At 70.6% G+C, this 13,968-nt stretch carries 13 protein-coding genes and 1 pseudogene; 9 read left to right on the top strand and 5 right to left on the bottom strand.

Features of this window, described 5'->3' with window-relative positions; translation table 11 throughout:
• The 3 genes from AB0915_RS28090 to AB0915_RS28080 form a co-directional block, all read left to right on the top strand.
• The coding region (locus AB0915_RS28090) for a LuxR C-terminal-related transcriptional regulator (RefSeq protein WP_366693726.1) at positions 1-431 on the top strand (431 nt) is incomplete at its 5' end.
• Between the two features lie 462 nt (positions 432-893).
• Positions 894-1,964, top strand: coding sequence for an alpha/beta hydrolase (locus tag AB0915_RS28085; RefSeq protein WP_366693725.1), 1,071 nt, complete (start codon positions 894-896; stop codon positions 1,962-1,964).
• Positions 1,965-2,204: 240 nt separating this feature from the next.
• Entirely contained in the window at positions 2,205-2,963 is a 759-nt protein-coding gene (locus AB0915_RS28080) for a creatininase family protein (protein ID WP_366693724.1), read from the top strand.
• 243 nt (positions 2,964-3,206) lie between these two features.
• On the opposite strand, the gene msrA is transcribed toward AB0915_RS28080, so the two are convergent.
• Positions 3,207-3,722, bottom strand: a complete 516-nt coding sequence (gene msrA, locus AB0915_RS28075; RefSeq protein ID WP_366693723.1) for a peptide-methionine (S)-S-oxide reductase MsrA — start codon at positions 3,720-3,722, stop codon at positions 3,207-3,209.
• Between the two features lie 190 nt (positions 3,723-3,912).
• Between msrA and AB0915_RS28070 the strand changes: the two genes are divergently transcribed.
• The 3 genes from AB0915_RS28070 to AB0915_RS28060 all read left to right on the top strand — a co-directional run bounded on the left by AB0915_RS28070 (position 3,913) and on the right by AB0915_RS28060 (position 6,047).
• Positions 3,913-4,773, top strand: a complete 861-nt coding sequence (locus AB0915_RS28070) for an alpha/beta hydrolase (protein ID WP_366693722.1) — start codon at positions 3,913-3,915, stop codon at positions 4,771-4,773.
• 119 nt (positions 4,774-4,892) lie between these two features.
• A complete protein-coding gene (locus tag AB0915_RS28065; RefSeq protein WP_366693721.1) occupies positions 4,893-5,873 on the top strand; it encodes a helix-turn-helix transcriptional regulator in 981 nt (326 codons plus the stop codon).
• A 39-nt stretch (positions 5,874-5,912) separates the two neighbouring features.
• Positions 5,913-6,047 carry a hypothetical protein gene (locus AB0915_RS28060; RefSeq protein ID WP_366693728.1) on the top strand — a complete coding sequence of 45 codons (135 nt, stop codon included), beginning with the start codon at positions 5,913-5,915 and terminating at the stop codon, positions 6,045-6,047.
• Between the two features lie 37 nt (positions 6,048-6,084).
• Here AB0915_RS28060 and AB0915_RS28055 read toward each other — a convergent pair whose 3' ends face one another.
• Entirely contained in the window at positions 6,085-6,417 is a 333-nt protein-coding gene (locus AB0915_RS28055) for a hypothetical protein (protein ID WP_366693720.1), read from the bottom strand.
• Between the two features lie 415 nt (positions 6,418-6,832).
• The gene (locus AB0915_RS28050; protein ID WP_366693719.1) at positions 6,833-7,219 is read right to left on the bottom strand and encodes a hypothetical protein; all 387 of its coding nucleotides are present in this window, start codon (positions 7,217-7,219) and stop codon (positions 6,833-6,835) included.
• Between the two features lie 308 nt (positions 7,220-7,527).
• Between AB0915_RS28050 and AB0915_RS28045 the strand changes: the two genes are divergently transcribed.
• Positions 7,528-8,262 carry a hypothetical protein gene (locus AB0915_RS28045; protein ID WP_366693718.1) on the top strand — a complete coding sequence of 245 codons (735 nt, stop codon included), beginning with the start codon at positions 7,528-7,530 and terminating at the stop codon, positions 8,260-8,262.
• A 61-nt stretch (positions 8,263-8,323) separates the two neighbouring features.
• Here the strand turns inward: AB0915_RS28045 and AB0915_RS28040 are convergent.
• Together AB0915_RS28040 and AB0915_RS28035 are read right to left on the bottom strand one after the other, a co-directional pair.
• A pseudogene (locus tag AB0915_RS28040) lies at positions 8,324-8,514 on the bottom strand (Bax inhibitor-1/YccA family protein); the annotation flags it as partial.
• Positions 8,515-8,709: 195 nt separating this feature from the next.
• A complete protein-coding gene (locus AB0915_RS28035) occupies positions 8,710-10,113 on the bottom strand; it encodes an FAD-binding oxidoreductase (RefSeq protein ID WP_366693717.1) in 1,404 nt (467 codons plus the stop codon).
• Positions 10,114-10,223: 110 nt separating this feature from the next.
• Here AB0915_RS28035 and AB0915_RS28030 point away from each other — a divergent pair, with 110 nt between their 5' ends.
• A complete protein-coding gene (locus AB0915_RS28030) occupies positions 10,224-10,781 on the top strand; it encodes a GMC oxidoreductase (RefSeq protein ID WP_366693716.1) in 558 nt (185 codons plus the stop codon).
• Positions 10,782-11,134: 353 nt separating this feature from the next.
• Positions 11,135-13,927, top strand: coding sequence for an AAA family ATPase (locus AB0915_RS28025; protein ID WP_366693715.1), 2,793 nt, complete (start codon positions 11,135-11,137; stop codon positions 13,925-13,927).
• Positions 13,928-13,968 lie beyond the last annotated feature (41 nt).

The raw sequence follows: 13,968 nt of genomic DNA, 5'->3' as shown, positions 1-13,968 counted from the left end.
AACACGCCGAAACCCACCCCGCCGCCGCGAACTTCCCCTTCGAACTCGCCCGCATCCGCCTCGCCCACGGCATCCGCCTACGACACACCCAGGGGCCCAAGGACGCACGCCAGCTCCTCCTGCGAGCCGCGGAAACGTTTGAGCGGCTCGGCGCGCCCACCTGGGCAGAGCGGGCCCGGGCCGAGATGAGGGCGTCGGGGCTGGCCACCCGTGCCACGTCCGCACAGCTCGCCGAACTGACCTGGCAGGAACGCCGGATCGCCGATCTCGCCGCCATCGGTCTGACCAACAAGGAGATCGGCGAGCGGATGCGTCTGTCGCCGCGTACGATCAGCTCCCACCTCTACCGGGTGTTCCCCAAGCTGGGCATCACCTCGCGCGCCGCACTGCGCGACGCGCTGGCCAGGCTGGAGGACGAACGGGACATCTGATGGCCGAGGGGCCATTCTCACAAGCCCGGCCCGGCTGGGAAGCGTTGTTTCAGTCGAATGACTTAAGCCCCGGGGTTCCAAGGCAGCGGGCAGAAATACGGCTGTCAAGGCGGCGGATGTGCCGCCCGGCCTCGCCACCTGCGGGTCCGTGGCCGGGTGCCGGGGAACCGGGAGTGCGCGGGGTGGCAGCAAATCGTCGGCCGCATCGCACCGTCATGTGACTGATGTGTCCGGTTTCACCGCAGACGAGAGTATGTGCCGCCGGTCCGGGCCGCGGGAGGAAACAGCCTCCACCCGCTGTCCGGTTCACGGGAAACACTCTCGCGTCACCTGTTTGGCGGGTGACAAGCTGTGTACGAAGGTCGTCGCGCCAAGAGCCGCGGTGATCGCGTACCGCCGATGCGAATGAGAGGTTCCCCGGGCTCGGGCCGGTCACCGGAAACGCACGACGGAGGGTTTCACATGATCAACAGGCGCACCTTCAGCAAGGCCGTCGGCCTGGGCGCCGGCGCGGCCGCCGCGGTCTCGCTGTCCGGCCTGACGACCAACGCGTCCGCCACGACCGCCTCGCTCCAGTCAAGCGGCACATCCGTGCCCACCGTGCCCGCCATCACCCCCGGCACCCACACCGACTTCCGCACGCTCAAGCACGTCAAGGCGGGCGTCCTGGACATCGGTTACGCCGAGGCCGGACCCGCTCACGGCCCCGTCGTCATCTGCCTGCACGGCTGGCCCTACGACATCCACAGCTTCGTCGACGTCGCCCCGCTCCTCGCCGACCTGGGCTACCGCGTCATCGTTCCCTATCTCCGCGGCCACGGCAGCACCAGCTTCCTGTCCCGCCACACCCCCCGCAACGCCGAGCAGTCCGCCATCGCCCTCGACATCATCTCCCTGATGGACGCCCTCAAGATCGACAAGGCGGTCCTCGCCGGCTTCGACTGGGGCTCGCGCACCGCCGACATCATCGCCGCCCTGTGGCCCGAGCGCGTCAAGGCGCTGGTCTCCACCACCGGCTATGTCATCACCAACCTCAAGTCGCAGCTGGAGCCCGCCGCCCCGGCTGTCGAGCGCAACTGGTGGTACCAGTGGTACTTCGCCACCGACCGCGGCAAGAAGGCCATGGAGAACGAGAAAGAGCGCATCGCGCTGTGCCGCTACGTGTGGACCCTCGTCTCCCCCAACTGGAACTTCGACGACGCCACCTTCGCGCGGACCGCCGAGGCCTTCAAGAACCCCGACTACGCCGCCATCGTCCTCTACAACTACCGCTGGCGGATCGGCCTCATCGAGGGCGAACGACGCTACGACCGTTACGAGAAGCAGCTCGCCGCGCAGCCCCCGATCGCCGTTCCCACCATCACCCTCGACCCGGCGCTGGACCCCTTCACCCCGGCCGGCGACGGCTCTTCCTACCGCGCCCACTTCACCGGCCCCTACGACCACCGCACCATCGCGAACATCGGCCACAACCTGCCGCAGGAAGCGCCCACGGTCTTCGCCCAGGCCGTCGTCGACGCCGACCACCTCTAGGGCGTGTTTCGAAAGTCCCGCCTGCCAGGCGGCGTCTGGCACGCACGCTCGCTGCGTTGTCGCATCACCCGAGTACGTCCAGTACGAGGGCGATCCTCCGCCTTGCGATGCATCGCGCCGGACGCCGAGAGCTTCCCGGCAAACCTTTCCGGCCACAGCACCAGACAGGCCTGAGCCCCGCACCCGACACCGACCCGGCAACCCGCATCCGTGTCGGTCACTCCAGGAGGAGTCCCAGAGATGAACGAAGTCCAGTGGAACCGTCTGACCGCCGCGCAACTGCGTGACCTCGCGGCCCGGGAGGCGGTGGTGCTGCTGCCCGTGGGAGCCACCGAGCAGCACGGCCCTCATCTGCCCACCGGCGTGGACGACTTCCTGGCCGCGGAGGTGTGCCGCCGGGCGGCGGAGCTGGCCTCCGAGCACATCGGCGTGGTGGTGACACCGTCGGTCCCGACGGGCCTGTCGGAGCACCACATGGCCTTCGGCGGCACCCTCACGCTCAGTCTGCCCACGCTGCACGCGCTGCTGCGTGACATCTGCCGCTCCGTGATCCGGGCGGGTTTCTCACGCATCCTGATCGTCAACGGGCACGGCGGGAACATGACCGCCCTCCACGCCCTCACGACCGAGCTGACCGCGGAACTGGCAACGCCGATCGCGTTCGCCAGCTACTTCGGCGCCGGGCGGGACGTGGTGCGGGAGACCCTGGAGACTCAGGACGGCCTCATGCACGCGTGTGAGGGGGAGACGTCCATGATGATGGCCGCCCACCCCGAGCTGATCCGCGACGAGCACCTGGCCGAGGCGCACGGACCGTGCATCACGCTGCCCGCGGATTCCACCGACCCGGTGTACATGGCGGTGTCCTTCGACCGGATCACCGAGTCCGGTGTCGCGGGTGACGCCCGGGTGGCGAGCCCGGAGAAGGGGGAGAGGATGCTCTCCGGCTGCGCGACGGCCCTGGCCGACATCATCGTGCGGGACCCGTGGGCGAAGTAGGGCGAGGGATGGCGGCCGACGGGGCGTGAGGGCGCCGCACGAAACGACGTGGTGAGGGCAGCGTCCGGCCGACCGATCGCGGCCGACGCAACGAGGGCGGCCTACGGCCGACCGGATCACGGCTGGCCGGATCAGGTTCGGCCGGACCGGGTTCGTCCCGGGGGCCGGACCAGTGAGACGTGTGCATCGGCCCCGGACGCGCGCGGCCGGGAAGGGCATCGTCCTTCCCGGCCGCGCGTGTGTTCAGGAATGGTCGCGCCTGGGCAGGCGCCAGTTCGGGCGCGGGAAGTGGCAGGTGTAGCCGTCCGGGTAGCGCTGGAGGTAGTCCTGGTGCTCCGGCTCGGCCTCCCAGAACGGGCCGGCCGGCACCACTTCGGTCACCACCGGCCCCGGCCACAGCCCGGACGCCTCGACGTCGGCAATGGTGTCCTGCGCGACGCGGCGCTGCTCGTCGTCGAGGTAGAAGATCGCGGAGCGGTAGCTGAGGCCCACGTCGTTGCCCTGCCGGTTCGTCGTGGTCGGGTCGTGGATCTGGAAGAAGTACTCCAGGATCGTGCGGTAGTCGGTGACCGTGCGATCGAAGGTGATCTCAATCGATTCCGCGTGCTTTCCGTGGTCGCGGTAGGTGGGACGGGGCTTGTCGTCGTCCCCGCTGTAGCCGACCCCGGTGTCCACGACACCGGGAAGCGCCCGGATCAGCTCCTGCATCCCCCAGAAGCAGCCACCCGCCAGCAGCGCCTTCTCCTCGACGTCGCTCATGGCACCTCACCTTTCTGTACGCGTCCGTTCGCGCGGGCTCCAGCCTCGCACACCTGCGAGGAAGTCCCACATCTTTCGTCACCATCTTGACAGGTGACGAATCGCATGACAAGTTCGTCACCAGTCAGGGCAGTGACGAAGTCGGTGAGGCCGGCCCGACCACTGTCGAAACACCTGAAAGGGGTTTGTCGTGGTGAGCATCAAGGGTGGACGCAAGCAGCTGGTGACGGGTGTGGTCTCGACGGTCACGGCGGGTCTCGCGCTCGGCGCGTTCGCCCTCAGCGGCACCGCCAGCGGCGCGGCCAAGACCGCTGAGGCCGCCGGAGCCGACAGACACACCAAGCCGACCATCGTCCTGGAGCACGGCGCCTTCGCCGACGGCTCCAGCTGGAACGGCGTCATCGCCCATCTGCGCGCCGACGGCTACCCCGTCGTCGCCGCCGCCAACCCCCTGCGCGGTCCGGCCTCCGACGCCGCCGCCCTGCGTACGGTCCTCGACCACGTCAAGGGCCCGAAGATCCTCGTCGGCCACTCCTACGGCGGCAACGTCATCAGCGAGGCCGCGACCAACGACCCCGAGGTCAAGGCCCTCGTCTACGTCGCCGCCTTCCTGCCCGCCCCCGGCGAGACCGCCCTGGAACTCACCAACAAGTACCCGGGCTCGACCCTCCCCGACGCCCTCGACCCGGTCACCTACCAGCAGGCCGACGGCACCACCGCCACCGACCTCTACATCCAGCAGGACAAGTTCCGCCACCAGTTCGCCGCGGACGTCCCCGCGCAGCAGGCCGCCCTCATGGCCGCCGAACAGCGCCCCATCGCGCAGGCCGCCCTTGAGGAGAAGGCCACCACCGCCGCGTGGAAGACCATCCCCAGCTGGGACATCGTCACCAACCAGGACCTCAACATCCCCGCCGCGGTTCAGCGCTTCATGGCCGAGCGCGCCCACGCGGACACCACCGAGGTCGCCGCGTCCCACTCGGTCGCCGTCTCTCACCCCGGCCTGGTCGCCGACGTCATCGAACGAGCCGCCCGCACCACCGTCCGCTGACCGACCCCACACCGAAGGGCGGCGGGACCACAGCTCCCGCCGCCCTCGGGCGACACCGGTGGGACCGCCGACAGAACCCGCGCACCTCATGGGTGTGCGTTCGCGTCAGAATGGACGGCATGACCTCGCACTCCGACAACCGCGCACTCGGGGCCTTCCTCAAGGCCTGCCGGGCGCAGCTCACACCATCCGAGTGCGGACTGCCCGGGACGGACTCCGCCCGCAGGGTCGCGGGGCTGCGCCGTGAGGAGGTCGCCCAGCTCGCCGTGATCAGCGTGGACTACTACACCCGGCTCGAACAGGGCCGCGTCCGGGCCTCCACGCCCGTCCTCGCCACCCTGGTCCGCGCCCTGCGCCTCGACGACGACCAGCAGAGCTACCTCTACGAACTCGCCGGCCGGACCGACGAGCGCCCACGCCGCCGCCGACCCGCCCAACGCGTACGGCCCGCCATGCGGCGCCTGCTCGACCAGCTCACCCAGACCCCCGCGCTCGTCCTCGGCAAACGCCTGGACGTCCTGGCCTGGAACCCGGCCGCCACGGCCCTCTACACCGACTTCGCCGCTGTCCCGGCCGACCGGCGCAACTACCTGCGGCTGATGTTCACCGACCCGGTGATCCGGGCGATGCACCTGGACTGGGCGCATGACGCCCGGGACGCGGTCGCCGCGCTGCGCATGGAGGCCGCGGCCGACCCCGACGACCCCGACCTCGCCCGCCTCGTCGGCGAACTGACCATCCAGGACCCCGACTTCCGCACCTGGTGGGCCGAGCACCGCGTCAACAGCGCGAGCTACGGCACCAAGCACTACCGCCACCACCTCGTCGGCGACCTCACCCTCGACTGCGACACCTGGGCCAGCCCCGACGACTCCGGACAACGCCTGATGGTCCTCACCGCCGAACCCGGCAGCCCCTCCCACGACGCCCTGCGCATCCTCACCAACTGGACCACCGAGCAGCCCGGCACCGAAACCGGCGAGGGACACGACCTCGTGACAACCCGAGCTCCGAGGACAGCACACCCTGATCGCCTGAGCGCCGCGGAAACCCACCATGCTCCACCGTCGCGAGTGCCGACACGCGTCCCCGGCATGTGAACCCACATGGCGTCCCCTCCCGTATGTGTGGGGGGAAGTGTGAGAAGAGGTGACACATGCTCCACCCGCGATGGTGCCGTCCTGGATCTCGGCGAGGACCTGCCCGAGCACCTGCTGGAGACCACTGGCAAGCAGCTTCGCAAGCTGATGAGCCGGGTCGACGAGGAGGCGTAAGCCTCACTCCGGTCACACCGACCCCTCGCCGGCCTGTTCAGCCGACCAGCGGGCCATTCGGCCAGTCGGTCAGTCGGTTCAGAACCACGGTCGCGACGCGCAGCGCGGCATGCAGTTCCGTCACCTCGGCGACGGTGGGACGGACGACGCCAGACCACTCGCCACGCAGGCCGGGCCAGACCGCCAGCAGGACCTGGACGCCCGCGAGGCCCAGATGAGCGGTGACGTCCGTCCGGTCGGCATCCGTGTGCGTCCAGGACAGCAGGACGCGGCCCTGCGGGACGCGGGACGGTCCGTCCAGCGGCATCCAGGTGGCCATGAGCCTGCCGTTCACCGGCGTCACGATCGCGCCCCGGACGTCGGCCGGCATGGGGTCCCGCGTCAGCGTGGACAGGGCGACCGGCGTCCGATGGGCCTGGGCGCCCCGCACCAGGGTGAGAACGGGCCCGTCCGCGCCGGCCCTCCTGGGACGCCGCCCGGACGATGACGGCCTGGACGATGACAGCCTGGCGGGCGAATGGTCACAGCACGGCCGGCCGCACCTGTGGTACCTCGTCACGTTCTCTCCCCTCCGTGCCCGGTGTGCGAGCTTCATGGCATTCAGTCTTCCGGAGACGGAGTGCCGCACACATCCGTCATCTGACTGCGCTGGGGGGTGCATGGCGCGCGTCAGCCACCGGCAGCCGTGGCTGAGGTCGGGACGGCCGGCTGAACGCGCTCTCGGCGCCTGGGCATCCGGCCGCCCCGACCTCGCGGGGAGGTGGGGAGCCTCGTCCCCGGTGCCGTCAGAGTTCGTCGCCGTCCCCCGGTACGTCCTGTGCCGCCCGCTCCAGCAGCCGTGAGGCGGCGGACAGCGCGTGCTCGGCGTCCGGCGCCGAGTGTGAGGTCACCTCGCACAGTTGGGCGAGGAGCCGGGCCAGCCGGCCATCGCCGGCGTACGTCAGGGCGACGCTGCCCTCCCACAAGGTCTCGCGCAGGCGGACCGGGGTGAACTGCCCGTCGCCGGCGCAGGCCACGAGCAGACGGGACGTGAGGGTCCGCTCCAGCGGGCCCGGGGCCCAGTCGCCACGGTCGAGGTCCTCGGCGAGGGCGGCGGTCAGGAAGGTGAGCCGCTCCACGGTCGGTGTGTGCCGTTCCAGGAGGGTGAGGGGAGCGACTGCGTCATGGGACATGGGTATCGATGGCCTTCTGTTCAGTGCGGGTGGTGTGCCCTGCCCGTCGGACGACACGTCCGCGGGGGGCCTGCCCGAGACGACGACGGCGGACCGCGCCCGGCTCTGGCCGTCCGATCGGTGTCCGGGGCGTGACTCCGCCCCGGTGGCACGTCGGCCCGCAGGACGATGACCGAGCCAGGGCCGAGCGACTCTTCGACGTGCTCATGCGGGGGCTGTGTCCGCCGGTCACCGCGAACACGGGGTGAACCTTCCCGGGTGTCCGGGACGTTCTGTCGGGTGTGATCAGTCATCCTTCCCTGACGCAGGTGCCGCACACCGGGCCGCGGTCCGCGCCCCGCCCGGGTCGTCTCGCGCACGGCAGACTACACCTGCTGCTCACCCTCAACTCGCTGGTCGTCGTGCTCGTCTCGGTCAACCGCAAGTCCGGCAGCACACTCGCGTTCGTCGCGGACAACGGGTTCCTGCGCTGGGTGGAGATCGACAACATGGTGCTCGGCCTGTGCACCGTCCTGCTGTACTACCTGGTCGCCGCCCACCTGGTGACCGACTCACGGCATCGGCGGCACGGTGCCACGGTCGCGCTCGGCACTCTCTTCACGACCGGCGCGTACGTGTACGCCCTCAGCCTCGGCGACCACGAGATCACCAACTATCTGCACGGACGTTTCTGTTCGGAGAGACTTCCCGCGATCTGCCGGGTCGTCGCCTACAACGACGACGTGTTCTCCGACGTCGTCTTCCTCACCGGGTTCACGCTGCTCAACACCACGGTCATGCTGACCCAGTTCCTCTTCCCGACCGACCGTGCCCCGCGCCGTTGGGACAACGTCCTGATCACCGTGAATGCCCTGTTCATCGGCGCGGGCATCACGGCCAACCTGGCCTTCGAGAACGCGGGGTTCGACCCGTTCGTGATCGGCGTGACGGCCGTGTTCGCGCTGGTCCTGCTGAGGATCTCGCCCCGGCAGCCGATCCTGCGCTACTACGGCATCACGTACACCGTCGGGCTGCTGGCCACGGCCCTGATCAAGACCGTGTGATCCGCGGACCGGCCCGGCGGGCAGGACGGCAGGACGGGGCCAAAGGCCGTCCGCCGTACGGTCAGTAGAGGTCCTCGCCCGGGAAGAGGGTGAACAGCCGCACGGTCTCCACGTACAGCCAGACCAGGGTCAGGGTGAGCCCGAACGCGGCCGTCCAGGACTGGTCACGGGACACTCCGTACCTGATGCCGTCCTCGACCTGCCGGAAGTGCAGGGGCAGGAACGCGCCCCGAGGACGACGCCCAGTACCCCAAGGTGAGCCACGAGAACATCGCGGCGATCGTCAATATCGCCGCGACGACGGCGACCGTCGGATCGACTTCAAGGAGTACGCCGAACTCGTCCGGTAGTCGTTTTCGCACCAACCGGGTGACCGCCCCGTCACCGGCCGCCGGTCCTGCGACCGGACGGCTCGGTAACGGGGTGCTGCGTTCGTCGGGGCGGGGCTCAGGCGGGTGTGATGTTGTGGTTGAACCGGAAGACGTTGGCCGGGTCGTAGCGCTTCTTCACCGCGGCAAGCCGGTCGAACCGCTCCGCCCCGTACACCGCGCGCATCGCCTCGACGTCGGTCGCCTCGTCCGGCGAGAGGAAGTTGACCATGTTCCGCTCCGCCGCCCAGGGCGCCAGCCCGTCCACGAGCCGCGCCAGGTCGGCCCGCAGCGTCTCCTCCTGGTCCGGGGCGCCCACCGCGAACGCGAAGACGACATACGGAAGACCCCGGCTCGGCACCGCGTTCGGCACCGCCGGTTCACGGTCGAACGCGCCACCGAGCACCCGGATCTCCACGTTCGCCAGAGTGCAGCCCGACTGCGGGCCCGTCAGCTCCACGAACGCCTGCGCCGTCTTCTCGGAGAACTCCTCCAGGCAGACACTGCGGTCGAAGTACGGCATCGGGTCCACCGGGTCCAGGTGGACCTCCCCGATCGCGGTGAAGGGCTTCTCCCCCACCAGGTCGATCAGCACCGGCGCGGCCGCGCGCAGCGGGGCGATCAGTTCCGCCCCGTCGGCCGCCGATCCGAGGTAGCCGATCCGCAGATGGATCACGAAGCCACCGCGCAACGGCTCGGGCAGCACCGGGATGTCGGGCAGGCGCTGGATGCCTATGGACGAAGTCATCTCCTCCCCCACCGTCGGCAGCCAGGCGCGCCAGGCCTCCAGCACCTGGGCCAGGTGCTCACCGGGGAAGTAGATGCCGCCGCCGTAGAAGCGCGTGACCGGGAACACCTCGAATTCGATCTCGGTCACCACACCGAAGTTGCCCTTGCCGCCCAGCAGCGCCCAGAACAGGTCCGGTTCGCTCTGCGGTGTCACGTGGCGGAGTTCTCCGTCCGCGGTGACCACGTTCAGCCACCGCACATGGTCGGCGGCATAGCCGAGCGTCCGTCCCAGCAGCGGGCTCTGTCCGCCGCCGAGCGTGTACCCGACGACACCGACGTTCGGCGCCGAGCCCACGATCGGGGCCAGCCCGAACTCCGCCGTGCGCGGCAGCACGTCACTCCAGCGCACCCCCGCCTCGACCCGCACGGTGTGTTCCTTCGCGTCGACAAAGATGCGCCGCATCCGCCCCGTCGTGATCAGCAGCCCGCCGTCGGCCGACGAGACCATCTGATGGGCCGCGGACTTCACCGCGACCGGCAGCCCGTGCCGCGCGGCGAACCGGACCGCCATACGGACGTCCAGTTCGCTGATCGCGCCGACCACCACGGCCGGCCGCAGACCGCAGGTCAGGTTGTACGTGGCGCACTCGGCCTCGTACCCCTCCGATCCCGGCTCCAGGACCACTCCGCCCACGGAATGCCGCAGAGCCACCACGTCCTCCGGCCGCAGGTTGACACTTGTCACATCGGACATGTCCGCACTCACCCTGATCACAACCTCACTCACACATGCGGAACGCCCCCGCTCCACGTCCTCGTGCGGAACGGCACAAGAAGGGCAGCGGGCGACGAACCCTGACGCCAGTGAAACGAGCCAGACACACCTATCCGTTCACATGTCCACACTCACATGTCATCGACATCCCGCTGCCCGACCCGGTCGCCCCGGTGCAGAACGGCTTCACCATCGGGATCTCACCGATGCGGCCGGCAAGCCGCGGCTCGCTCAGGATCACCTCGGCCGACCCGTACGCCCCGCCGGTGATCGACCCCCGCTACTTCACCGAGGAGGAGGACGTCCGGGCGGTGCTGTCCGGCATCGCAACGGCACGCAGGATCGCCGGGTCGTCGGCGCTGGCCGAGTGGGGGATCGAGGAGGTCAGCCCGGCGTCCACCGCGGTGGACGAGGAGTCGATCGCGGACTACGCCCGCACGTACTTCGGCTCGTACTGCCACCCCGTCAGCACCTGCAGGATGGGCGAGGACGAGGTGTCCGTGGTCGACTCCGCACTGCGGGTGCGCGGCCTCGACGGACTGCGCGTCGCCGACGCCTCCGTCATCCCCTCCATCCCCTCCAACAACACCAACGCCACCGTGTACGCGATCGCCGAACGCGCCGCCGACCTGCTGCGCCGTTCCTGATCCGCCGGCCGTGGAGCCGCGAACGGCCCGCACCGGACGGCCCGCACCCGATCCGGCCCGCGGCGCTTCTCCCGACGCCCGGCCACCACGGCCCCGTCAGCCCCCGCCATCACGGCGTAAGAGCCCCCAACCATGACGCCGTCATAGCTACGACGCCCTCGGCGCGCCGTCCCGTCACCGCCCGAACACCCGCCGAACTCCCACCGGAGGCCCAGCTCAGGGAGCAGCAAGGGCGAAATCTGGACGTCCTTTAGACTGCAGTGATTGCATGGGCCACACGGAGCCGGGTTGGGGCGCAGCCAGGTCGGCTCACGGCACCGGGCCTCCATATGTCGGCCGTTGGAGGCAGCCCGATGAATGACCTGGACTCGACCGTTTGCCCGGCCTCGAGTCGGTTGGTCGGACGCGACAGCGACCTCGAGTTCATCCACTTCTTCTTCAGCGGCAACTCCGAGGTCCACGGAGCGGCTCTGCTGCTCTCGGGCGAGGCGGGGGTGGGCAAGACCGCGATGCTCGACGCGGTGGCGGCAGGCGCCGTGCGCAACGGGGTCCGGGTGCTGCGCGCGGCGGGCGTGCAGTTCGAGGCGGACATCAGTTACGCCGGTCTCAACCAGCTCCTCGTACCGCTCTTCGACGACTTCGAGATCCTGGACACCGTCCACCGCGACGCCCTGCGGGTCGCGGTCGGCATCGGTGGCGGGCCGGCTCCCGACCGCCTCCTGACTTCCACCGCGGTGCTGTTGCTGCTGCGGCTGATATCTGTCCAGACGCCCCTCCTGCTCGTCGTCGACGACCTGCCGTGGCTGGACCGGGCGACCAACTCCGTGCTCGGCTTCGTGGCCCGACGGCTCGTCGGTAGCCGTATCGGCTTCCTCGCGGCCTCCCGCGAGGGCTCCGACAGTTTCTTCGAGTCGAGCGGTCTGACCGAGTACCGGCTCCAGCCGCTGGACGACGCCTCGTCGGCCGAGCTGCTCACCCTCACGCATCCCGACGTCTCCCCCGCGGTACGGCGCCGCATCGCGACCGAGGCACGCGGGAACCCGCTCGCGCTGGTGGAGCTGCCGACGGCGCTCTCCGCCGAGCAGCGCGCGACCCTGTCGGCGGTGCCCGGCGTACTGCCGCTGAGCGAGCGGCTGCAGTCCCTCTTCGCCTCGCGGGTGGCCGGCCTGCCCGACCGCAGCCGGGAACTGCTGCTGATCGCCGCCCTCGACGGAACCGGCGACCTGGCCTCGATCGAGGCGGCCGCGGCTGGCCGGGCCGCCGTCGACGACCTCGCCCCGGCGGAGCGGAACCGGCTGGTGACGATCTCGGCCGACAACCGACGGCTGTCCTTCCGGCATCCGCTGATCGGCTCCGCGGTGGTGGAGCTGGTGACCGCCTCGGAACGCAGAAGAGCCCACCAGGCGCTCGCCGACGTGCTCAGCGACCACCCGGAGCGCCGCGCCTGGCACCTGGGACAGGCGGCCGTGGGCCCGGACGAGGAGGTCGCGGCCCTGCTGGAGGAGGCCGGGCACCGCCTGCTGCGGCGCGGGGACGCGCTCGGCGCGGTGACGGCGCTGACCCGGGCCGCCGGACTCAGCCCCGCGGTGGCCGACGCGAGCCGCCGGCTGGCGGAGGCCGCCTATGTCGGCGTCGACTCCGGCGGTGAACTGGAGGACGCCTCACGGCTGCTCGCGGGAGCCCGGCTCATCAATCCCACCGGGCAGGAATCGCTGCACGCGGCGGCCGCATCCGCGTTCCTGCTGATCAACAGGGACGGCGACATCGACACCGCGTACCGGCTGCTGGTCGGCGCGATCGAGGCGGGCGGGCACGGCTACGACGCCTCGGACGGTGCCCTCGTCGAAGCCCTGCACCTGTTGGTGCTGCTGTGCTGGTACGGCGGTGACCCCAAGCTGTGGGAGCCGCTGCGGGACTTCGTGGACCGGCTGACCCCACGACCGCCCGAGCTGCTGTGGGTGGTCACCCAGACCTTCGCCGACCCGGCGCGCACCGGTCCCCCGGCGCTGCCCCGGCTGGCCGAGCTGATCGCCACCGTGGGCGACGATCCCACCCACGTGGTACGCGTCGGCACCGCCTCGGTCTACCCGGACCGGCTCGGGGACTTCCGGTGGGCCTCGCGCCGACTGGTCGAGCAGGGCCGCGCCGGCACCGCGCCCGTGCGCCGGCATCTGGGCGCGCTGATGCACCTGGGCCTGGACTACTACCACGTGGGCCAGTGGGACGACGCCGCGCAGTCGGCCGCCGAGGGACTCGCGCTGTGCGCAGAGCACGACTACCGGTTCTTCGCGTGGTACTTCCAGTATGTGCAGGCGGTCGTGGCCGCGGCGCGGGGCGACGTGACGACGAGTGCCGCCCTGACCGAGGAGATCGTCCGGTGGTCGACGCCCCGCGGGGCCCACGGTGCGCGGTTCTTCGCCTGCCACGCCAGGACACTGGCCGCCCTCGGCAGCGGTGACTTCGAGACCGCCTACCAGCACGCCTGTGCCCTCAGCCCGCCCGGCACCGTGGCCCCCTACGTCCCGATCGCCATGTGGGGCACGATGGACCTGGTCGAGGCGGCCCTGCGGACCGGCCGGGACAAGGAAGCCGCCGCCCACGCGGCGGCGATGCGCGCGTCCGCGATGGCCGAGCTGTCGCCCCGGCTGGAGCTGCTGGTACTGGCCGGCGAGGCGCTGACCACGCCCGGCGAGGGGGCCGTGGCCCTCTTCGAGCGGGCGCTGTCCGTGCCCGGTCAGGAGCGCTGGCCCTTCGACGCCGCACGGGTACGCCTCTTCCACGGCGAACGGCTGCGGCGCCTGCGCGCCACGACGGAGGCCCGGGAGCAGCTGACCCTGGCGCTGGAGGCCTTCCAGCGGCTGGGCGCGGGGCCCTGGGTGACGCGGGCGGCGGCCGAGCTGCGGGCGAGCGGCCAGTCCGCGCCGACCGTCGCCAGGCCGGGGCCCGTGGCACTGACCGCGCAGGAACTGCAGATCGCCACGCTCGCGGCGACCGGGCTGACCAACAAGCAGATCGCCGAGCGGCTGTTCCTGTCGCACCGGACCATCGGCACGCATCTCTACCAGATCTATCCCAAGCTGGGCATCACCTCGCGGGCCGCGCTCAGGGACGCGCTCTCGAACCTCGGCATCAGCCAGGACGGCTGACGTCCGCTGACGACTTCGCCGTTGGCTCGGTCGTTCGACGT

Source organism: Streptomyces sp. NPDC048411 (assembly GCF_040704695.1).
Classification (GTDB): Bacteria; Actinomycetota; Actinomycetes; order Streptomycetales; family Streptomycetaceae; genus Streptomyces.
The sequence above is the reverse complement of the archived record's forward strand: the minus strand, read 5'-3'. Positions and strand labels throughout refer to the sequence as shown.